General features: G+C 68.1%; 17 protein-coding genes and 1 tRNA gene. 10 read left to right on the top strand and 8 right to left on the bottom strand.

The genetic code is table 11. From position 1 onward, the window contains the following. Positions 1-575 precede the first annotated feature (575 nt). From ACZ6TV_RS46995 to ACZ6TV_RS47005, 3 genes are all read right to left on the bottom strand, one after another. On the bottom strand, positions 576-1301 hold the full coding sequence (locus tag ACZ6TV_RS46995) for a hypothetical protein (protein ID WP_465306696.1): 726 nt from the start codon (positions 1299-1301) through the stop codon (positions 576-578). A 48-nt stretch (positions 1302-1349) separates the two neighbouring features. After that, complete coding sequence (locus tag ACZ6TV_RS47000; protein WP_465306698.1) at positions 1350-2651, bottom strand: M20/M25/M40 family metallo-hydrolase; 1302 nt, start codon at positions 2649-2651, stop codon at positions 1350-1352. Between the two features lie 83 nt (positions 2652-2734). Beyond that, on the bottom strand, positions 2735-3565 hold the full coding sequence (locus tag ACZ6TV_RS47005; RefSeq protein WP_465306700.1) for an SGNH/GDSL hydrolase family protein: 831 nt from the start codon (positions 3563-3565) through the stop codon (positions 2735-2737). A 129-nt stretch (positions 3566-3694) separates the two neighbouring features. Here ACZ6TV_RS47005 and ACZ6TV_RS47010 point away from each other — a divergent pair, with 129 nt between their 5' ends. From ACZ6TV_RS47010 to ACZ6TV_RS47045, 8 genes are all read left to right on the top strand, one after another. After that, positions 3695-4339, top strand: coding sequence for a hemerythrin domain-containing protein (locus tag ACZ6TV_RS47010; protein WP_465306702.1), 645 nt, complete (start codon positions 3695-3697; stop codon positions 4337-4339). Between the two features lie 40 nt (positions 4340-4379). Further along, positions 4380-4526 carry a GPGG-motif small membrane protein gene (locus ACZ6TV_RS47015; RefSeq protein ID WP_354786963.1) on the top strand — a complete coding sequence of 49 codons (147 nt, stop codon included), beginning with the start codon at positions 4380-4382 and terminating at the stop codon, positions 4524-4526. 182 nt (positions 4527-4708) lie between these two features. Further along, positions 4709-4791: transfer RNA gene (locus ACZ6TV_RS47020), tRNA-Leu, on the top strand. A 96-nt stretch (positions 4792-4887) separates the two neighbouring features. Then, complete coding sequence (locus tag ACZ6TV_RS47025) at positions 4888-5337, top strand: AbrB/MazE/SpoVT family DNA-binding domain-containing protein (protein ID WP_465306705.1); 450 nt, start codon at positions 4888-4890, stop codon at positions 5335-5337. Then, positions 5334-6344 carry a tyrosine-type recombinase/integrase gene (locus tag ACZ6TV_RS47030; protein ID WP_465306707.1) on the top strand — a complete coding sequence of 337 codons (1011 nt, stop codon included), beginning with the start codon at positions 5334-5336 and terminating at the stop codon, positions 6342-6344. The genes ACZ6TV_RS47025 and ACZ6TV_RS47030 overlap by 4 nt, the downstream gene beginning before the upstream one ends. A 362-nt stretch (positions 6345-6706) precedes the next feature. After that, positions 6707-6841: a hypothetical protein gene (locus ACZ6TV_RS47035; protein ID WP_465306709.1), complete on the top strand. Its 135-nt coding sequence runs from the start codon at positions 6707-6709 to the stop codon at positions 6839-6841. Then, positions 6838-7938, top strand: a complete 1101-nt coding sequence (locus ACZ6TV_RS47040) for a tyrosine-type recombinase/integrase (protein WP_465306711.1) — start codon at positions 6838-6840, stop codon at positions 7936-7938. The genes ACZ6TV_RS47035 and ACZ6TV_RS47040 overlap by 4 nt, the downstream gene beginning before the upstream one ends. Continuing rightward, a complete protein-coding gene (locus ACZ6TV_RS47045) occupies positions 7935-9089 on the top strand; it encodes a hypothetical protein (protein WP_465306713.1) in 1155 nt (384 codons plus the stop codon). Before ACZ6TV_RS47040 ends, ACZ6TV_RS47045 begins: the two co-directional genes overlap by 4 nt. Positions 9090-9094: 5 nt before the next feature. On the opposite strand, the gene ACZ6TV_RS47050 is transcribed toward ACZ6TV_RS47045, so the two are convergent. From ACZ6TV_RS47050 to ACZ6TV_RS47070, 5 genes are all read right to left on the bottom strand, one after another. Beyond that, positions 9095-9418 (bottom strand): helix-turn-helix domain-containing protein, encoded by a 324-nt coding sequence (locus ACZ6TV_RS47050; RefSeq protein ID WP_465306715.1) that lies wholly within the window; start codon positions 9416-9418, stop codon positions 9095-9097. 426 nt (positions 9419-9844) lie between these two features. Then, positions 9845-11059: a Wadjet anti-phage system protein JetD domain-containing protein gene (locus tag ACZ6TV_RS47055; RefSeq protein WP_465306717.1), complete on the bottom strand. Its 1215-nt coding sequence runs from the start codon at positions 11057-11059 to the stop codon at positions 9845-9847. Then, on the bottom strand, positions 11052-14468 hold the full coding sequence (locus tag ACZ6TV_RS47060) for an ATP-binding protein (protein WP_465306719.1): 3417 nt from the start codon (positions 14466-14468) through the stop codon (positions 11052-11054). Before ACZ6TV_RS47060 ends, ACZ6TV_RS47055 begins: the two co-directional genes overlap by 8 nt. Then, complete coding sequence (locus ACZ6TV_RS47065; RefSeq protein ID WP_465306721.1) at positions 14465-15079, bottom strand: DUF4194 domain-containing protein; 615 nt, start codon at positions 15077-15079, stop codon at positions 14465-14467. Before ACZ6TV_RS47065 ends, ACZ6TV_RS47060 begins: the two co-directional genes overlap by 4 nt. Continuing rightward, a complete protein-coding gene (locus ACZ6TV_RS47070; RefSeq protein WP_465306723.1) occupies positions 15076-16530 on the bottom strand; it encodes a DUF3375 domain-containing protein in 1455 nt (484 codons plus the stop codon). Before ACZ6TV_RS47070 ends, ACZ6TV_RS47065 begins: the two co-directional genes overlap by 4 nt. Positions 16531-17174: 644 nt before the next feature. On the opposite strand from ACZ6TV_RS47070, the gene ACZ6TV_RS47075 reads away from it, so the two are divergent. Together ACZ6TV_RS47075 and ACZ6TV_RS47080 are read left to right on the top strand one after the other, a co-directional pair. Then, positions 17175-19793: a TrlF family AAA-like ATPase gene (locus ACZ6TV_RS47075; protein WP_465306841.1), complete on the top strand. Its 2619-nt coding sequence runs from the start codon at positions 17175-17177 to the stop codon at positions 19791-19793. A gap of 121 nt (positions 19794-19914) precedes the next feature. Beyond that, positions 19915-20583 (top strand): hypothetical protein, encoded by a 669-nt coding sequence (locus tag ACZ6TV_RS47080; RefSeq protein WP_465306725.1) that lies wholly within the window; start codon positions 19915-19917, stop codon positions 20581-20583. The last annotated feature ends 541 nt before the right edge of the window (positions 20584-21124 follow it).

Consider the following 21124-nt stretch of genomic DNA (forward strand, 5'->3'; position numbering starts at 1 on the left):
GATCACCAATCGCCTACGAAACAGCCACCCAAACCATCTCAGCTACGCTGCCCCAAGCCGCATAAACGCGTGTCCAAGATCAGGGGCGAAGGCCCAGCCGGGGCCGGACACGATAGCCGGGGCCGGACACGATAGCCGGGGCCGGACACGATAGCCGGGGCCGGACACGATAGCCGGGGCCGGACACGATAGCCGGGGCCGGACGGGACTAGGGATCAGTTCGTCACCGGAGTCTCCGCCACCAGGCCGACAGCAGATGGGCCCTGGCTGTCGTCCCCGGCTCAGATGGCCATGATCGTGGGACGGGCAGCACCGCCACGTCAAAGCTCGACCACCCGATGCCCGCCCAATGCCCACGGTTGCCCGGCACGGCCGCCTCGTTCGTGCTGGCGGCCTGTGCGCGGGCGACCCGGACCGCTGCCGCCCCGGTTGAAGCGGCGGGGCGGCAGCGGTCACTGGCAGACAGCGGTCGGCTGGCTCAGTGGTCAGCCGCGGACGGTTGTCAGTCGTGGACGGTCAGCCGTAAACGGTCAGTTGTGGACGGTCGGCCGTGAACGGTTAGCCGTGGACGCCTGTCAGCGGCGGTCGGCGGGCTCGGTGGTCTGGTCGGTGGCTTCGCCGGTGGGGGCGAGACCGCCGTCCTCGTCCTCGTCCAGGTCCTCCTCCAGGTCGACGAACGCGTGCTCGTCGAGCCGGTCGACGACCCTGTCCTCGGCGCCGACGGCGAAGGGGCCGGTGCCGTCGTTGTCCTCATAGGCCTCGGGGTCGAGCGGGGTGGCCACCTCGGCCACGACGACGACGCCGTCGAGGGATTCGAGCTCGGGGATGTCGAGGGCGCCGAGGGAGCCGTCGCCGGCCTGCATGAGCTCGAGGACGGCTTCGCCGACGGTCTCGACGGGGGCGGTGTCGCCGTCGCCGGGGTTGGTGCGGCGGGCGGCGTCGGCGAGGCGGAGCAGGGCCGCGACGCTGGGGACGCGGTAGTCGCGGCGCTGGCGGACGGAGATGATCTGCGGGTGCGGGTCTTCGGCCTCGGTGCCGTCGACGCCGCCGATGCCCACGCCGAACTGGCGGTCGGCCTCGTCGGGGTCGATGGCCTCGACGTCCCACGGGGTGACCTCGCCGAAGGCGTCGAGCAGGAGCTCGTCATAGCCGTTGGAGGCGTTGTTGAGCTCGACGTAGGCGCGCCACACCTCGTCGTCGTCGGCCCGCCCGTCGGCGGCCTTGACCGCGGCAAGGTGGTCGCGGGCCGCCGTGATCACGCGCTCGAGCGCGGTGTCAAGCTCCGCGTGCCGGTCGGTCATGATGGGACTCCCCCTGATTGGTGGCTGTCGTGGTGGTTATCGGGTTGATCAGGACTGCTGCAGGAACCTGTCGAGGACTCGCACGCCGAACTGTAGTCCCTCCAGGGGAATGCGCTCGTCAATGCCGTGGAACAACGCGCCGAAGTTGAGGTCGGCGGGCAGGCGCACCGGTGAGAAGCCGAAGCAGCGGATGCCGAGCTTGTCGAACTGCTTGGCGTCGGTGCCGCCGCTGAGCATGTACGGCACGGGGAGCGCCCCCGGGTCCTCGGCCTTGAGCGCCGCCGTCATGGCCTCGACGAGGGCGCCGTCGAAGGTGGTCTCCAGGGCGGCCTGGCGGTGGATGTATTCCAGCTCGATGTCGGGGCCGACGAGGTCGCGCAGCTGCTGCTCGAACAGCTCGGACTGGCCGGGCAGGGTGCGGCAGTCGATCGTGGCGGACGCGCGGCCGGGGATGACGTTGTCCTTGTACCCGGCGGCGAGCCGGGTCGGGTTGGCCGTGTTGCGCAGGGTCGCGCCGATGATCATCGCGATCGGGCCGATCTTCTCCACGGCCCGCTCGGGGTCCTCCAGGTCGAGCTCGAACCCGAGGATCTCGGAGGTCTGCTCGAGGAACGCCCGCACGGTCGGCGTCATGATCACCGGGAACTTGTGCCGGCCGACCCTGGCGACGGCCTCGGCGACCGCGGTCACCGCGTTGTCGTCGTTGATCATCGAGCCGTGGCCGGGGCGGCCCTTGGCGTGCAGGCGCAGCCAGTCGATGCCCTTCTGCGCGGTCTCGATGAGATAGAGCCGCTGGTCACCGCCGACGCTGACGGAGAACCCGCCGACCTCGCCGATCGCCTCGGTCACCCCGTCGAAGTGCTCGCGGTGGTGCTCGACGAGATATTGCGCGCCATAGGTGCTGCCGGCCTCCTCGTCGGCGACGAAGGCCAGCACCACGTCGCGGGGCGGCTTGCGGCCCTCGCGCTTCATCTGCCGCACCAGCGCGAGGACCATCGCGTCGAAGTCCTTCATGTCGACTGCGCCGCGACCCCACAGATAGCCGTCGCGGATCTCGCCGCCGAACGGGTCGACGGACCACTCCGACGCGTCGGCCGGGACCACGTCGAGGTGCCCGTGGATGAGCAGCGCGTCGCGGGTCGGGTCGCTGCCCTCGAACCGGGCGACGACGCTGGCCCGGCCCGGCGCGCTCTCGTGGATCTGCGGCTCGAGGCCGACCTCGGCGAGCTTCTCCGCGACGTATTCCGCGGCGAGCCGCTCCCCGGCGCTGGTCTCCAGGTCGCCGGTGTTGGTGGTGTCGATGCGCAGCAGGTCGCGGCAGAGCTCGATGACCTCGTCGGTGGCGTCCATGGAGAAGTCATACCAGGCGGCTGTGACAATTTCGGCGGGTGGTCCGGTGGGCTACCCCGGCGCGTCACCGGACCACACGTGCCTCACCAGCCGAAACCGGCCGAGTAACTCACCGATGCGAGCACTGCCTGGCCCGACGCGTTCGGATGGAAATAGTCCCAGGTCGACATCTGCGCCAGCTGGAACGCGTAGCCGAAGACCGCGCCGCCGTCGTATTTGCAGTTGGGGCCGTAGGCGGTACACGCGGAGGCCAGCTGAGCGTTGAAGTCGATCACACGCTGCCGGACCCGGTCCCTGCGCGCGGTGTCCGCCGCGGCCGTGGACGTCGGGTTGGCCAGCATCGACTGGCAGATGCCGAACAGCCCCCAGGCGGTGCGGGCGCCGGAGCTGTCCTTGCCGACCTGCCAGAGCCGCTTGAGGTCAGGCACGCTGATGAGCAGGACTTTCGCGTCGGGCAGCCCGGCCTTGAGGGTGCCGAGCGCGGCGTCCAGGGACGCCCGGTAGGCCGCGACGGTGGTCATCGAGGACTCCGACGAGGTGCAGGCGTCGTTGGCGCCGATGAGGATCGTGACGTACGCGACCCGCTGCGAGACAGCGGTCTGGGCCTGACCTGCCATGTCGGCGACCTTCGCGCCGCTTCTGCCGTCATTGTACGAACGACCGTCGATGGCTGGGTTCTTCGCCCGGATGCGGAGGTAGTGGCTGTTGACGGCGGTGGTGCTGCCCGTACTGAAGGAGCGGGACGGGCAGTCGGCGAACCATCCGCACGCGTTGAACCCGCGGGTGATGGAGTCGCCCATGCTGGCGATCGATCCGGGTGGCGGCCCGGGTGCGGCGTGCGCGGGGACGGTGGTCCCGAGCAGCACGACCATGGTGGCGGCGAGGACGGTCAGTCCCCGCCCGGTGATGGACATGGCGGCCCCTTTCGTTGGGCATCCATCGATAGCGGTGCATAGCAGCGTACTGGCGGGTAACCCCTCGTTTCAAGAAGTTGCGCGTCGGGTACCGAAGCGGCACCGGCACATCGATCGAGGAGGGTCCACGTGAGCGCTGCCCCACTGCCGCCGCTGCCACCAGTGCCTGGCGGCATCGAGGACGACGACGTCAACTTCGGCGGCCGCAGCATGCTCGACCTTCTCGACGAGGACCACCGGCAGCTCACCCAGCTCTGCGACCGGCTCACGACCCCCAGCGAGCAGGAGCCGGCCAGGCCGCAGGACATCGAGGACGTCCTGGTGGCGACCCTCGCCCGGCACCTGTCGGCCGAGGAGCAGTACCTGTACCCGACGGTCAAGGCCGTCCTGCCCGACGGCGACCCGATCGCCTCGCAGGAGGTCGCCGCGGACGCAGAGCTGCTCCTGGCCCTACAGCGGCTGCACGTCACCCCCGCCGCGGACGACGCCTACCAGGCCGCCCTGGACGCGGTCGCCACGCACGTCCGCTCACACGCACACCGCACCGGCGAGGAGGTGTTCCCCCGCCTGCGCGAACAGTGCAGCGACACCGAGCTCGTCCGGCTCGGCAACCGCGTCCTGATCGCCCGCGGAGCCGCACCGACCCGCCCCCACCCCAACACCCCCGCCCGGCCACCACTCAACAAGCTCGTCGACCCGGCCGTCGCCGTCGTCGACAAGGTCCGCGACGTCCTCACCCGCCGCACCACCTGGCCCGAGGACCTCGCGAGCTGATCCGCGTTTATCGATCTCACCCCGGAGGTACGAAACCATCATGGCTACCCTTTTGTGGATCATCGCGGTGATCATCGGCATCGCCGGCGTCTTCGCACTCCTGCGCCGCCAGATCCTGTGGGGCATCATCCTCATCGTCGTCGCCCTCCTCGTAGGCCCGGGCGGTGTGAGCATCTTCAACGTCTGACCTCGGGTGGCCGGCTCCCCCCAACCGGCCACCCTGGCGAAACAGGGCCCCGGCGATCCCCCCTCGGCCGGGGCCCTTCGCGTGTCGCACCCCCCGATTCGCCAAGATCTTCCAGGACCGTGTAATGTCTCCGACGGCCAGCCGGGCGGTGAGGAAGTGACCGGGTAGGATGGTCGGAGCAGGTCGAAGTGGCGGAATGGCAGACGCGCTAGCTTGAGGTGCTAGTGCCCGCAAGGGCGTGGGGGTTCAAGTCCCCCCTTCGACACACTTTTGATGCATCTCTGCCTAACTTTGGTGGCGCGTGTTCAAGTGGTTCTGAGCACGCGCTTTGCGCATCTCTGCACACCTGCGGGGGTGCGTCATGACGCGCCCCATCGCTCCACTCATCCTCTCATCACCCGGTAGCGAGCAGCAGCGCCCGCTCGCCCGGCCACCGCTGCCTCTGGCGTCGCTGGCGGAGGGCCGGCAGCGTTCGTGGCAGTGCACGGTCTCCACGATCGACAACCGCGGCCGGGTCGCCGACGCGTCTGTCGTCCGCGCGCTCGGCTGGGCGGCCGGGGCACGGCTGAACATCCGGGAGCAGGGCCGTCTGGTCGTGTCCAGTCTCGATGAGCAGGGCGTGTTCCAGATCGGCACGTCCGGCCATCTCGTGATCCCGGTGGCGGTACGGCGGTGGTGCGGTCTGCGGCCAGGTGATCGGGTCCTGCTCGCTGGCGACCCGGACCGAGGGCTCATCGTTGTGCATCCGCCTGAGGCGATCGACGCGATGGTCGAGCAGCAGCACGCGATTCGTCTTGGAGACCCGGCGTGACCGCGACGGCAGGAGCGGCGGAGCTGGAGGCGGCCCGGCTGCTGCTGGCCCGGATGGGCATCTCCCCCGCCGACCTCCTCGGCGCCGGGAGGCCGGCGGCGCCGACGTTCGCCGAGTACATCCCCGTGGTGCGGGAGGCGGTCGGTGAGGGCAGCCGCAAGGCGTACAACACGTACTGGAACCGGGTTCTGGAGCATTGGTCGCAGCGGCGTATCGACGAGGTCCGGCCGTCGGACATCGAGCGGCTGGCCGAGCACGTCAAGGCGAATCGGGTGCAGCGGCGCAACGCCCGAGGTGGGCACAGTGCTGCGGAGAACCTGATCACGGCGTTGCGGTGCTTGTACCGGCGGGCCGTCGCCGACGGTCTGCTGTCGGAGGGTGAGAACCCGGCGTTGAAGGTCAGCAAGCCGCGCCGGTTGCCGACCACCCGGCGGGCGGTGCCGGACAACCGGTTGGCGGAGATCAACGAGGTCGCCGTCCGGACCAGCGACGATCCAGACCTGGACGGTCTGTTGATGCGGCTGCACACGGAGACTGCCTGCCGTCGCGGCGGTGCTCTGGCGCTGCGGCCGATGGACCTCGACGTAACGCAGTGCCTCATCCGGTTGCAGGAGAAGGGTGACAGCGTGCGGTGGCAGCCGGTCTCCCCCACCCTGATGCGGCATCTGCTGTTGCACGCCGAGCAGCGGCAGTCGCCGACGGACGGGCAGTTGCTGCGCTACCGCAACGGCCGGCCGATCACGCGCCGCCGGTACGACACCTTGTGGGGGCGGATCAGTGATCACCTGCCGTGGGTGGCCACCCAGCAGATCAGCACGCACTGGCTCCGGCACACGACGCTGACGTGGGTGGAGCGGAACTTCGGCTACGCCATCGCCCGTGGCTATGCCGGCCACGCTGACAGCGCCGGTGACGTCGGCAGCACCGCCACGTATGTGAAGGCGACCCTGGAGGAACTCGCCGCCGCGGTCGCGGCGCTGACCGGGGAGCCGCATCCCTTGCTCTGACCACATGGCCGACACGTGGTCACACCCCCTGACACGTATCGGCTACGCCGCTGATGGACGACGCTCAGATCGTGACGTTGGTCTCCAGGGTTGTTGCGCGGGACGCCCGCGCCGGGCTGCCTGTGCCGGCACTACCGCCGGCACAGGCAGCCGCGGCCACCCGCTTCTGTGCGGTAACGACCGTCGATGCACGCGGACGGCTCGCGGATCGGTCTCCGGTTCGGAGCCTCGGATGGCTGCCAGGCCGGCCGCTCAATGCCACGATCTCGGCAGGAGCAGTCCACCTTACGGCGGGCGGGACAGGCGGCCTGGCCGTCACGAAGCAGGGACATGTCCGTGTGCCCGCAGAGGCCCGGCATGCCGTGGGGCTGCTTGACGGCGACCGTGTCCTGGCGGTGGCGCGACCCGACCTCGACGCGGTGATCGTCTACCCGATGCCGGTCGTCGCCGAGGCGCTCCGCCTGTACGACGCCAGCACTGCTGGACCTCGACAGTGACGGCCGGTTCCGGACCGTCGGCGGCGATCGACGTCGAGACAGTTCGTATGCTGCTGGCCCGGCTCGGTGTCACTCCGGACGAACTCGTGGCCAACACCGCGTTGCAGGCTGTGCCGACGTTTGATGAGTACCTGGACCAGATCGCCGAAGCGGTCCCGTCCGGCAGCCGGCGGGCGTACGCGACGTACTGGCGGCGTATCCGACAGGTGTGGGGCCATCGTCGGCTGGATGAGCCCACGCCGTCGGAGATCAAGCAGCTCGCTGAGTCTGCCAAGCGGTCCGCGCTGGTACGCAGCAACTCGCGCGGCGGACGCAGCGCCGCGGAGCACACGATCTCGGCGTTGCGCTGCCTGTACCGGTATGCCGTCGCGGACGGGTTGCTCACGGAGGCCGCGAATCCGGCGATACGTGTCGAGAAGCCCAGGCGGCTCGCCAGTGCGCGACACGCATTGACCGACGGGCAACTGTCGCAGCTGTACTCGGTTGCCTCAACGACCGGCAACGACCCAGGTCTGGACGTCTTGCTGCTGCGACTGCATGTGGAGACGGCCTGCCGCCGCGGGGGTGCGCTCGCGCTCCGCCGCATCGACTTGGACGTCGAGCAGTGCCTGATCCGGCTCCGAGAGAAGGGCGACACCGTCCGCTGGCAGCCGGTGTCGCCGTCGATGATGCAGCACCTCGTCACGCACGCCGAGGAGCGCGGCGCCAGCAACGACCTGCACGGGCAGCTGCTCCGCTACCACGATGGCCGGGTCATCACCCGTCGGCGGTACGACTATCTGTGGCGGCGCGTCGGTCGGCATCTCTCCTGGGTCGCTACGCAGCAGGTCAGCACCCACTGGCTACGACACACGACGCTGACTTGGGTCGAGCGGAACTTCAGCTACGCCGTTGCTCGTGCGTTCGCCGGCCACACCGGCCGCAACGACGCCGGTCCGACCGCCACGTACGTCCGCGCCGACGTCCACGAGGTCGCGGCGGCGACAGCCGCCCTCACCGGCGAACCTCATCCCCTGGCGTCGGCGTCGCACAGCGAATCAATGACATGGGGTCAAGCCGAGGCGGTTGCTACGCCGCCTTCCAGGGAGGGTTCATGACGATCTACGGGATTGACGGCGACCATGGGCTGCTGATCGCCATGTGGCAAGTGGGCAATGGCGGCGGGGTGGCTCAGACCGTGGCAACGCTGCCCGCCCGCACTGCGGTCGAGCACAGCCAGCACTTGACGACGGGGCTATCAGCACTTTCGGCAGCGCTGTGGGAGTCCTACGTCCAGGCTGATCCAGCAGGCGAAGCCAACGCGAGCATCCACCAGGCGCAACTCGATGATGACGTTGCGTTGACCGATCGGATCGTCGCGATGCTGCAACGAGAGACCGGCACCGCCAACGACGCGTTCATCGCCTTCTACGATCCGATCGACGATGCCGGGCACCGCATCAGGGAAGCGTTGTGCCTCATCGACAGCGCTGACCTGGACGTTGCGGTGCTCGCTGAGGTGCGCCGTGAAGTTTCGGCGGTCGAGGCCGCTGCCCGCGGCGACCTTTCGGGACGAGCGGGTCAAGCTGTGACGCTGAGCCGGCTCGACGTATCCCCAGTTCAGGTAGCTGCAGCAGACCAAGCGCTGCGACGCGACCCGCTCGGCAACGATGAGCTGTTCACGACGCTGGACGCAACAGCCGCTGCCGTCGCCGCAGCGCACTGGCTCGAGGCGGCCGCCAGCGTTGTCGCGGACGTTTCCGGCATCTCCAGCACGGCGGTCCTTCACGCTGCAGACGACGTCGAGGCCCTCCCCCACACAGCGGCGACAACAATCCTGGAGCTGATGTCGTTGCGGTGCTCGCCGCGCGATGCGGTCATCGACCTGATCGAACAGGCGACCGCCATCGCCGACGGGGAGACCGTCGATCTGTACGGCGCCAGGGATGCGATTACGACGGCGATCCGGCTCGCGGAGGCTGACAGCGACAGCGACCTTGAGCAGATCGAACGGGTGAGGCTCACTCCCCTCGATCCGCACCGGCCGGCCCCTGACCTTTTGGAGCAGCTCGTGGCCGGGCTCCGCGGGTGCTGCACGCTGTATGCCGAGTATGTCACCGGAGAATCGACGCACGCCGAGGACTTGAACGCTACGCACGGCAGCCCGGCCCATCAAGCCTTCCTCGATGCTCTCCAGATGCGCGCCGCAGACAACGCAGCACGCCTCGGGCTTGACCGCATCTCCACTCGACGGCAAACCAGGGTCTGAAGCCGTTACACCGGTCTCCTCGGCGGAACTACGCCCTGCCGCTGAAGCCGACGGTAGACACGATTGCTCACTCCTGGATGCAACTGCTCTGGCTGCTCCTCCGGCGACTGCGGCCGCACACTGAAGCGCTCGATGAGCTGCTCCACCTGCTTGGCGGTGAAGCGCCGCTTCCGAGCGATGTGGACGTGGGTGACCCGCCCGGCACGACACTCATCCGCGAGCCACCGCGATGAAACCCCGAGAAGCTCGGCCACTGCATCGACCGTCAGCAGCTTCGCCGCCGACTCGCCCTCCCGGCCTCCGTCGGCCGTACCGGCGGAATACGGCATCCCAACCTCCGACTCTCAGCTACGCAACCGCGGACCCCGGTCACATCCCCATGAGCATCCTAGGACAATGGGCATCGTCGATGGTGGACCGCCGCGCCGCCGCGAGGAGGTGTCAATGTGAAGCGGTCAAAATGCGACGGAACTTCGGCTGGAAAATCCTCCGCATGTGGTTCATGCTTTAGTGGGAAGACCTATTCATTACGAGTGAATAGGTCATGGCCATATGCGTCCCGACCAGCGGCGCGCCATATGGCGCCGATAAGTCGACGGAAACATTCGTCGAGTGGGGCGATCCTGCTTCACCCTGGCGCGAGTACCAGGCGATAACACACGACACGGGTCGGCTGGCCGAGCCGCTGCTCCGCTCCGCGCGTCAAGCCGCTGGCTTGACCTGCCATCCGGGCGACCCAGCCGAGCGTGATGAGGTCATGTCGATCGTCGTCGGCTGCTGTCGACGTGTTCGTCAATGGTGCGGGTCAGAGCGGAGAACCGGACGCGTTCCTGTTCAAGGCGAACCGCCTCGCCAAGGGCATCTTCGACGAGGTCGGTGTACAGGGCGGCTTCCGCGAAGTTCAGCGACGGCAGGAGTCCGTGGGTCGGCGTCGGCTCGCGCACCCATTGGTTGTCGTGAGACAGCAAGGTCGTGCGGTCCATGAGCATCGACTCGGTATGCGGGAACGCCTGGCGTAGACGGTTGAGGATGGCGAAGCCGTGTGTGTCGATGTCGCCCCAGTACACCAGCCGGAGGCCGTGCAGCCAGGTCAGCGGCTGCAGCGTCGGCACTGCGTATCCCCCGCCGAAGATGACGATGGCGCCGGCCACGGGCGGGAACGCCAGATAAGTGATCTCGTTCTCCACGACATACGCGGTTGAGACAGCTGGAGGACGATGTGCCAGTTCGTCGACGCGAACCATGACTTCGGTGAACGGTTCAGTGGCTTGTGTGTCGAGGTGCCGCAGGCGGACGTAGTGCGGCTTCTTGCGGAATCGATACCGGCTGGCGAAGTCGGATGCGGGGACGCCCCGATCGACGCGGCCGTCGTGGAGGTAGGCGTCGAGGAGGTCCGCCAGCAGGGTCCGGTGCCGTTCGATGAACTTGGTGTCGACGCCTGGGACGTCAACCTGTCGGAGGTACATGTCCGCAGTATCATGCTCGGCGATCCACCGGACTGTCTGGATCAGGGTCAGCCACACCGGCTCGTGAGCAAACACCTTCATCGGCTGCGCAGCCACGAGTGGCAGGAGAGCCGGCGCGTCCCGGCGTGTGCTGGTCACCATGGCGGTGAAGCGCCGGACCTGTGGCGTCGTGCCGAGCAGGGCCCACAACTGCTCCGGGGTGTCGAGCCACGCTCTGGCCGGGATCATGTTGGTGCCGATGGCCCGTCCCCCGATCGGCCGCAATTCGATCCTTAGCCGTACGGCCGTCGGGCCGCGCCATTGCGCCACCCAGTCCTGGACCGCGCCGAACGACGAGGCAATCTCGGTCGGTGACGGTGCCCGGATGGGCACGCTGACCGGCTGCCAGGGCCGGTCCGCGGCTATGGCGGCCAGGTAGTCGCCGCGGTCCCAGCATTTGCGCAAGGCCGCCGTGACGTCCTCCGGCACGGTCCACGGCCGGCGCGCCGCGCGGCGCTCAGCCATGCGCAACACCCTCTGCCGGACGGACGGGCAGGAGTTGGCGGACGAGGTGCTGGTGCTGACGTGCCCGGTACTCCTCGACGGTGAGGCACTGCAGCCTGGAGTTGCCGCCGGTGGCGTTGTCGACGAAGCCGACGGCGGAGACGAACGGTTCGATGACGTGGATCTTCTGCAGGGGCGTGACGATCAGCAACTGCAGGCCGAGCCGCTGGAACAGGGTGAGGGCGTAGCGGGCGGACTCACCGGATCCGCGGCCGAAGGCCTCGTCGATGACGACGAACCGGAACGTCCGCGCGGCGGCTGCGGTGCCGTCGAGTTTGAACTGGTAGGCCAGCGACGCGGCGAGGATGGTGTAGGCGAGTTTCTCCTTCTGCCCGCCTGATTTGCCGCCGGAGTCCGCGTACGTCTCGTGTTCGGTGTCGTCCTCGCGCCATCGCTCGGAGGCGGAGAACACGAACCAGTTCCTCACGTCGGTGACCCGGCGCGCCCACTGCCGGTCGGCGTCGGTATGACCCTCCCGCCCTTTGAACCGCTCGATCAGCCGCTTCACCTGCAGGAACTTCTGCTCGGAGTACTGCTCGTCGTCGTCGGGGTGCAGCGAGTTGTCGGTGCAGGCCACGAGGTCGCCGATGAAGTCACGGATCTCGGTGTTGGGGGTCCGGTGGCCCTCCAGCCGGATGTACCGGCCGGGGTTGTAGTCGATTGCCTCCAGCGAGATGTTGATCGTCGCGATCCGTTCGTTGATGAGGTCCCGCTGCTTCGACAGCTGCGAGTTGAAGGTGGCGACATCGCGGATCGTGTTGGTGTTGAGGTACAGCTTGAAGTCACGTTCGAACCTCGGCAGGTCGTCCTCGACCAGCCTGGCCCGCAGCATCCGGTACTCGGCGGCGGACTCGATAGCGTCGTCCATGTCCACGGCGGCCTGCTGGTACGTCTGGCGGAACACCGTCATGTGCCGCACTGCGGCTGTCACGGCGACGTGCCGGCGACCGGCCGCGGTTTCTCGCTGGGTGGTGAGTGCCCGTTCGATGGTGACGGCCAGCCGGTCGAAGTCCTGCGGCCGGCTGCGCGGCTGCCCTTCCAGCAGCGGGTCGAGCTCGCCGAAGTGGGGTCGCGCCGCCTCGAATGCGGGCTGCGCGACGATGGTGCGGACCTCCGCGAGGGTCGCCTCGTCACGCTCGATGTCCTTGTTGAGCGCTCCGATCTTCTGCTGGAGGTTGTCGCGTTCCTCCTGCGCCGAGACGATCGCCTGGCCGACGGACTTGAGCTCGTCGGCGACACGCTGGAGTTCCCGGGAGGACGCCTCGAGCGCGCGGCGCTCTTGTTCGAGATCTGCGACCCGGTTGACCATCTCCTGCCAGTCGAGATCCGCGAAGGCGGTGACCTCGTCCAGTTTTGCGAAGATTTTCTCACGCTCGGTGGCGTCGTGCAGCTGCCGGCGCAGTGCGTCGCGTCGGGTGGTCAGCGTGGAGTGCCGGGTGCTGAGCTGCTGGGCGTTGCGCAGCAGCAGGTCGACCTTCTGCTCGTTGCTCCAGCCCAGGACGTAGGTGCTGCGGTCGTCGATGCGGCGGCTGTCGTCCTTCTCGTGCCGGCCGCCGACGTCCTTGATCTGTCCGGACCGTGTGACGGCGCGCTCGGCCCGCCTGAACTGGGCCATACTTTCCACGCACTCATGGTCGGCCCGGCGGCTGAGCTGTGATTCGAGCCAGCGGCTGAACTGCCCGTCGCGGATCTCGAGCTTGGCGTACAGGCTGCGGTCGCTCGGCGGCCCCTCCGGACGCAGGGACGCGGCGATCCTGGCCGGGACCCGGTAGTACACCAGCTTCCGGCCGAGGTGATGGCTGTCGATCCACTCCGAGACGGACTGGTAGTGCTCATTCGGCACCAGCAGCGACAGCGCGAACCCGCGCAGCAGGCGTTCCGCGGCGCCCTCCCAGTCACGGGCTGTGTCACGGACCTGGATCAGCTCACCGGCGAACGGTAGGGCGTCCGGAGCGATACGAAGCTCACCGCAGATCTGGCCGCGCAGGTCCAGGCTCTGCCGCGGGATGTTGCTGCGGCGATCACGCAGGCTACGCAGTTCGGCGTTGACCTCGCCGATGTCCCCGTCGACCTGATCCAGATCGCGTTGCACGGCCGTCAGATCCGTCTGCAGCTGTTCGCGCACCTCACCGCTGCGGGAGCTCGCTGCCGCGATTTCGTCGTGGCGTCGCACGAACTGCTCCAGTGTCTGTGCCGGTGGCAGCGCCGCCGCCTGCAGCAGCGTGTTGAACCGATCAGAGCGTTGCCGCCGGCGGTCGCGTTCCGACGCTGCTCGTTCGATCTCCGTGGTCAGCACGGTGATCCGGTCCCCACCGAGGCCCGCTCGTTCGAGCTGGAGGCGTTCCTGCTTGCCCTGCAGGTCGTTCAGTGTGGTGTCGAGTCCTTCGCTGCGGGCCTGATGTTCGGCTCGGACGCGGGTGGACTCGCCGATCTGCGCGGTGAGGACCTCGGCCTTGCCATGGGCGCAGAAGTACGGCAGGTTCGCACGCTGCCGATCGACGGCGACGATCTGCTCCTGGTGGGTGTCTGCGAGGTCGCAGGCCTGCAGCAGCGGCTCGAGGGCCTCGAGTTGCTGACGCGCGGTGAGCACCGCGGTGTGCGCCCGGTTGAGGTCGTCGAAATGGGCGATGAGTTGCCCGATCCAGGTCTCGGCGTCGAACGGCTCCAGCATGTGGCTGCGGACGAAGTCGTTGAGGTTCTCGACCGCCTTCATGGACACGGTCTGGTGGAACAGCTCCATCGCCTGTTCCGAGCCGATGCCGAGCCTGCGGCGGAAGTCCTTGCCGTACTCGGGGAAATGCTCCGTGACCTTCGCCCCGCCGGAGCGCAGCCGGCGGCGCAGCGCGTTGATGTCCGATCCGAAGTCGGCGAAGTCCTCGGCGATCGACAGGCCCGCGTCGGCGACGACGTAGAAACGCTCGGGCTGGCCCTGATTGCCGTCGTGCAGCCAGAACACCTGGGCGAGGCTGACGGTCGAGCCGAGGGCACGGTTGGCGAAGACACCGAGGATCACCGAGTAGCACGTACCGGACCGCAACGCGACCGGCCGGGAGGTGCCGGTCGACTCGTTCCGTTCGGACTTGTGGTAACCGAGCACGTATGAGCGGAGGCTGCGCTCACGGGTTTCGGCCCCGGCGGCCTTGTTGTAGGAGATCCTGTTGGCGGGCAGAAGTAGCGTCGTGATCGCGTCGACGAGCGTCGACTTGCCCGAGCCGATGTCACCGGTCAGCAGCGCGCTCGCCCCGTCGGGGGTGAAGGCCCAGACCCGCTCGTGGAACGTGCCCCAGTTGCGCACCTCGAGGCGCTGCAGGCGGTAGCCGGGCCCGACGGTCTCACTCGGGCCGTCCGCACCGTCCGGCTCCCACGTCATGAGCCGTCCTTCCCCACCGGGCCGGCGAACTCCGCTGCGTACTCGGCCAGCCGGGCGTCGAGGTCGGCCAGCCACTGCGCGTCGACGAACGCCTTCAGGATGCGACGTACCTCGAACGCGGCCTCACCGTCGCCGAACCGCCGGAGAAACCCCAGCTCGACGACCTTGCCGATGTGGGTGTCGATCTGGTCGATCAACCGGGTGTCGGTGCTGTCACGGGGCATGAACACCGTCACCATGTCGATGAGCTGCTGGCGGGTCAGCACGAGCTTCGTGTCGCCCGAGCTGGCGTCGAACTCGGCGAGCTTCTTGCGCAGCAGCGCCAGCAGCAGGCTGACGTGCAGCGACAGCTGCCGTCGTGCGATGAGCCTCGGGATTGCCGGCTCCTCGCCGTCAAGGTCGACCGGGCGCGAACGCAGAAACCCATATCCCTCGGCCTCGTCGACCACCACGGTCAGACCGATCACGGCGACGTAGTCGCGGACCTGCGTCTGCAACTGCACCAGGTGCCGCCACGGGACCTCATGCGTGTCGCGGTACACCACACCTTTCATCAGCTGCGTCACCGCCAGCGACAGATCCGGCGCCGCCATCGGCGTAGGTCCGGTCATGGCCCATCCTGAGACGTGCCCGCGCGGCTGAAGGTCACCCGCGGCAGCGTCGCGGTCCGGCGCCGGCCGTCGACATCGGTCCACTGCACCTGCTCGCGCTGCCATTCGTCGAACACGACGTCGAATCCAGGATCGACCAGCGACAGGTAGGTCACCAGCTCGGCCAGGCCCTGCTCCAACGGCCGGCCGGCGACGATCTCGGCCAGGCCGACCTGTGGCCGGCGGCGCAGCGCCTCACGCACGCCGGCAGACAGCCGGAGCGGGTCGACGTACACCTGCTCGAACAGCACCGAGACGTCGACCTCCTCATCGCCGGTCGTCACCGCGGAGCTGTCAAGCGCCTCACGCGGCCGAGTCCGATAGAGCGGCCGCTCCATCGGCAGCGCCACCGACGGCGCAGCGGCGTCGATCTGCACAGTGAACGCGGACGTCGGCAGGTCCCGCAGCCGCAGCGCCGACGACTCAATCCCGCGGAGCAGGTCCATCACCCGCCGGTTCTCCAGCCAGACCTGGTCGTCCAGGAACCGGCGCAGCTGCTCCGACAGCGTCCGCACGGTGGCCTGGGTCCGCTCCCCCGCGTCGAGCCAGTCATAGTGGATTCGGCGCATCCGCGGGTCGCCGGCCTCGATGGCCGGCAACGCCTGCACCTGCTCCAGCAGCCCGACGAACTCGGTCTGCCGCTGCTGCGACAGCAGGAAGTCATAGAACGCGTGGAAGCTGCGCCCCTGATCCGATTCGGCGATCGCATTACGACTGCCGAGCACTTCGTCGAGCAGAGCCCCCTTGGAGCCGTTCCACAACGCCACCCGTTCCCGCAGGTCCCGGTCCAAGGCACGGAAGTTGGCCTCGACCTCGCGGAAGTCAGCCAACAGTCCTCGGGCTGTGGTGGTGAACTGCTGGTACCGGTCGCGCTGGGCCGAGGCGTCCATGACCGTCACGTCGCCTGCCCGGACCCGTTCGATCTCGGCGTCGATCTCCACACGCCGTCGATACAGCTCGTCCAGACGCCGGTCCGGATCCGACTCGGCACCGAAGACCATCTGCCGCAACAGCTCGAAGATGATGTTCAACCTGGACTCGGTGCCGACGAACGCCCGCGCCTGCAGCGAACGGACCCACGCCAGCGACTTCTCCACCGCAGGCGTGGCGTCGAAATGCACCTCGTCGGACCCCGGCGGGTAGTACTTGCGCAGCCATCCGACGTCAGCGCGCGACCAGTCTTCCAGGTAGGCCTTCGCCGGCTTCGGATACCGCACCTGCCCGAGCCGCTCATGCAAGGCGTAGAGCTCGTCTTCCAGCCGACCCGCCAACTCGGCACCCGAGATCGAGCGAACGTTCTCGTCGACGAACACCGCCCCGAGGAAGGCGAGCACCAACGCGGCGTTGTCGGCATTCAGCAACCGCCAGGCCGCACTGTTGCGCCGCAGCCGCTCGACCCCGTCGTAATCCATCACACCTCACGGTCAGCCAAGCCGCCGACACCCCATGCTACGTATCGATCTCGGCAATGGCGATAACCCGAACATCCGACAAGCTCGAGTTCGTCGCGTTACCGATATTCGTCGCCGGTCGCGCGCCAGCCGCAACGGCAGGAGGCACCGTCCGCCGGCCGGTGGACGGCGAACGTTTGGTCAGGGGACGACCTGGTCGATATCGAACCAGTGGAGCGGCTGCCAAGGCACAGATGCTCTGGCGCCTCCCGTAGCACCACCAGATCGGCGATAGCTCGTTGCTGTCGCAACCACACCGCAAGGTTCACAGCGACTCGACCCAGATCATGTCTGCCCGAGCGCTGCCGCAACACAGCAAGAACGTCACCGAACCGGGTCCTCAGCCTGGTCACTTCGGTCAGGAGCCGGCGTCGGCACCCTGACGCGGCCGCCCGTGATGGGAGGCAACCGCTAAACGTCGCGTATGAGTGTGGCGCCCCAGCGGCCGATCCGCCTGGTACGGCTCGGGCGGCGGCAGACGTAACTCTAAGGAGTGATCATCTTGGCAGAACGGGGCGATTCGTCCATATTTGCGCTAGCAACCCGTGACGACAGGCCGAGAACCTCATGGCTCGGGCGGGGTCTGCCACCTATTGTCGCTCCGCGTGGGGTATTCGCGTTGGACGCTGGCGGACCTTCAGGTCCACACGCCGGCGGACTTCAATCACAAGTACGGCGCCGTGGGTGGACCGGTGCCGAATGCCGGCTTCGCTGACGTCCTGATCAAGGCACACGCCGACGCCGGTGTCCGGGTCGTCGCCGTGACGGACCACAACACGCTGGTGTGGTACCGGGAGCTCGCTGCGGCCGGGGCCCGTCATGGCGTCGTCGTGTTTCCTGGCATCGAGTTCAACGTCAACAAGTGCCACCTCATGGCAATCTGGGACTGCAACGATGACGGCTACCGCCGCGGGGTGCAGTTCCTGGCCCGGCTGTTCCCTCCGGACGGGCCACCCGCGCTGAACGACAAGCGGATCCCGCACCCGGCCTTGTCCGGCTCGCCGCTGGAGCTGGCGAAGGAGGCCACCGAGCGCTTCGGCGCGCTGGTCCTCGCGCCGCACGCCACCGCGAGGGACATCGGTCTGTTCGGCAAGAACGTGTGCAACACCAGCGCGCAGGTCGCCCAGAGCGGCTACGTGCTCGGCTTCGATGTGTACGGCAACGACCACGCCGACGTGCTCACGAACCCCAAGTCGCAGTTCGACGGTCAGCGGCCGGCCTGGTTCATCTCCGGCGACGTCCGCAGCCTCGACACCGTCGGCGAGCGCGCCGTGTACCTGAAGCTGGGCGAGCCACCGACACTTGAGAGCCTGCGGCAGGCGTTTCTCATGCCCGAGAACCGCATCCGCTTCCCAGAGAAGCTCCGCGAGAAGTACGGGCACGTTACCGGCATCCGCTTCCTGCCCGGCGCAAATGCGACCTGGCCACACATCACCCGCATCGCCATCAGCGGCGGGTTCCACGACGGTGTCACCGTCGACCTCGGCCCCGGCCTCAACGCGATCATCGGCGGCAAAGGCACCGGGAAGTCCACCGCCATCGAGATCGCGCGACACGTCTGCGGCGGCGCCCAGTCCACGGTCAGCGACAACCAGGCCAACCGGCGTGCCAACTTTCCCGCCAACGCCACCGCGACGTTCGGCGTCGTCGCCGAAGACCTGCAGCGGTACGACATCGTCCGCTCCGGCGACAGCACACCCGCGCGCCTGACCCGCAACGGCCGCGACATCGGCGTCGACCCGAGCCTCCGGTTCGCAATCAACGTGTTCGGCCAGCGTGAACTCGCCCAACTGGCCGAGCACCAGGACTCGCTGCGCGCCTTCGTCGCCCTCTCGGCCGACCCCGAGATGGGCGCGGCCAAGGCCGACGCCAGCAGCTGCGTCGCCGAGCTGAACCGGATCGACGGTGACCTCCGGTTCCTCGAGGCCGAGGTCAGCCGGGCCGAGGAGCACGAGGCACGGCTCGCCGACCTCACCGACCAGCTGAAGGTCGCCGGCCAGCGCGGCGCAGCGGAGCAGGTCGCCGCATCGCAACAACTGACGGCGGTCGAGGAGGAGGTCGCCGCCGTCCAACAATGGCTGACGCACGCCGAAAGCCTCATCGACCAGATCCGTCAGCGCTCCGTCCGACCAGCGGTCCGGGAGCATGACTGCGTTCCGGAACAGCTCGATCGCAACGCCGACCGGGTCGCAGCCGCCCTCGCCGCCGCCGCCGACGGCATCGAAAACGCGACCCGCGAAGCGAACGACGCGGTCGAAACCCTCATCGCCGAGCATCGCTCGCTGGTCGACGCGCGGCGTCACGAGATCAATGTCGCGCTCGCCGATGCCGGCCTGAAGGACCCTGAGGAACTTGCCCACAAGCAGCGGACCGCCGCCGAGCTGGCTCGCGCCGTAGCCGCCGTGCCGGGCCAGCGCGAGCAGATCGAGACGCACCTGGCCACCCGAGCCAAGCTCCTCGATGACCTGCGAACCTTCCGTGGCCGGGTGTCCCAGCAGTTCCAGGACGCCGCAGGGGAACTCAACACCAGGCTCGGCAATCGCGTCCGCGTCGTCGTGCAGCCACTGGCCGACACAACCAACCTCGACAACCTGCTGGAGCGGCTCCTCGCCAGCCAGCACGTCCGGGTCGACCAGCGAGCGAAACTCGCTGGGGCCGGACCGGCGACCCTCGTTGCGGCGCTGACCGCCACCGACGACAGTCTGCTGAAGCTGGGCGTCTCGGAGCTCACCGCCACCAAGGCCCGTCAGCTCGGACCCTCCGACGTCCGGCAGATCGAGCAATGCGAGATGCAGGACCTCGTGACGGTTGAGATCAACGTGGTCGACACCGGCGACCCCTGCTGGCTTGACGTGCGCAAGGTCAGCCCCGGGCAGAAGGCGACCGCGATGCTCGCACTCGCGCTCGCCACCGGCACCGACCCGCTCATCATCGACCAGCCCGAAGACGACCTAGACAACCGGTTCATCTACGACCAGGTCGTCCGGCAACTCGCCGAGGTCGCGGACCGACGCCAGGTCATCGTGGCCACGCACAACCCGAACATCCCGATCCTCGGCGACGCAGAGATGATCCTCGCCCTCGACGCCACCGTCGACCAGAGCCGCGTGGTCGCCTGTGGCGCCATTGACGAACCGGACGTCGCCGACGCCGCGCGACACATTCTCGAGGGAGGCGACGAAGCCTTCAAGGCACGGGCACGCCGGTATCGGGCAGCGCGATAGCGCAGTCTCCCCATCGAGACCGCTCCGCCGATGCTCGGCAAACCCACACGCCATGCCGCGCCTGAACGTCCAGGTCGATCTGCTGGGCCACGGATGCAGCCCCGACCAACATGCTGAGGTGATGACGACGACCGAGTATCCGTTCAACGGCCCAGGCGACGGGCAGTTGACCTTCAGCCTGGAAGTTGAGCCAGTGTCTCTGCGGACCAAGAAGGCCGCACACGCGGCGTTCGACGCCGCACTCGCGGCGAGCCTTGCGGCCTACGATTTCGTGATCGACTCCCAGGTGACGCTGAGCGTTCGGCAGTGGGCGGTTCCGCGGCGCCGGTGGGAGTCCGACGCTGAGCCGGACCTCGACAACTGGCTCAAGCCGTTGATCGACAGCTTCGTCGGAGCGGATCGACTGCTCGTGGACGACTCACTCATCCGTTCAGTGGAGATTTCCTGGGGAGAGGGAAGCGTCAGCAAATCCGTTTTGCAGGTGCGCATGGACCTCGACGCCGATCACCGCTTGATAAAGAGGGGTCTGCGATACATTCAGTTTCCCGGCGGCCTCTGCTTTCCGCTGCCCGGCGATCTGACTGTCGAGCCAGCTACGATATGGCTCAATGCCGCGGAGTCCACACTCGATACCGTCAGAACCCTGAATGCGTTGGACGGGTCCGGCTGGCGCCTGTTAACCAACGGCTGGATTGATCGAGCCAGGCTCGGCACCTCGTTCACCGTCACGAGTGCAGCCGACTTAAAAGTCGAGCTCGGGTTGCCTTCGAATGCAGCGGAATCTGGGTAGCCCGGTCCCGAGCGAACCGGCTCACTCCGTAGCGGCGTGCAGCAACGCAGCAGCTGCGAGCATGCCGAGGCACCCGCGCGGAACACGACGCCGGCGCTCGACGTGCAGTTTTCACCGGACGGGACGGCGCCGCGTTGAGGGCATCCCGGCCCTGCTCGACGCGGCCGACCAGCAGCTCGAGGCGACCCGGCCGCACCGCTGGAGACGTGGGCTGGCCGGCAGCACCCAGCGGTTCTGGCTCGTCCTGCCCCTTGGGGTGGTCGCCGCCGGGCTCACCCTCGCCATGATGGCGCTGCAGCAACCAGGTCGCAGGGGCTCGCCTCAGGGGGTGAGGGCGAGTGGTGGCGCGCTCATGGATGAGGTTGGCCAAGGGGAACAGGGCGGTCGGCCAGGACCCGGCCGTCTTTGGCAGCGACGAGGCGGTGGTGCTCGCCGAAGCTGCGAATGGAGAGGGTTGAGGGTTGGTCTGCACCGAGCACCCGAGGCGAGTCAGCGAGCAGGTCCCCGAACATCGTCGCAACCCTAACCGCTGCCCGTCTGG

The organism is Dactylosporangium sp. NPDC051087 (assembly GCF_055586325.1).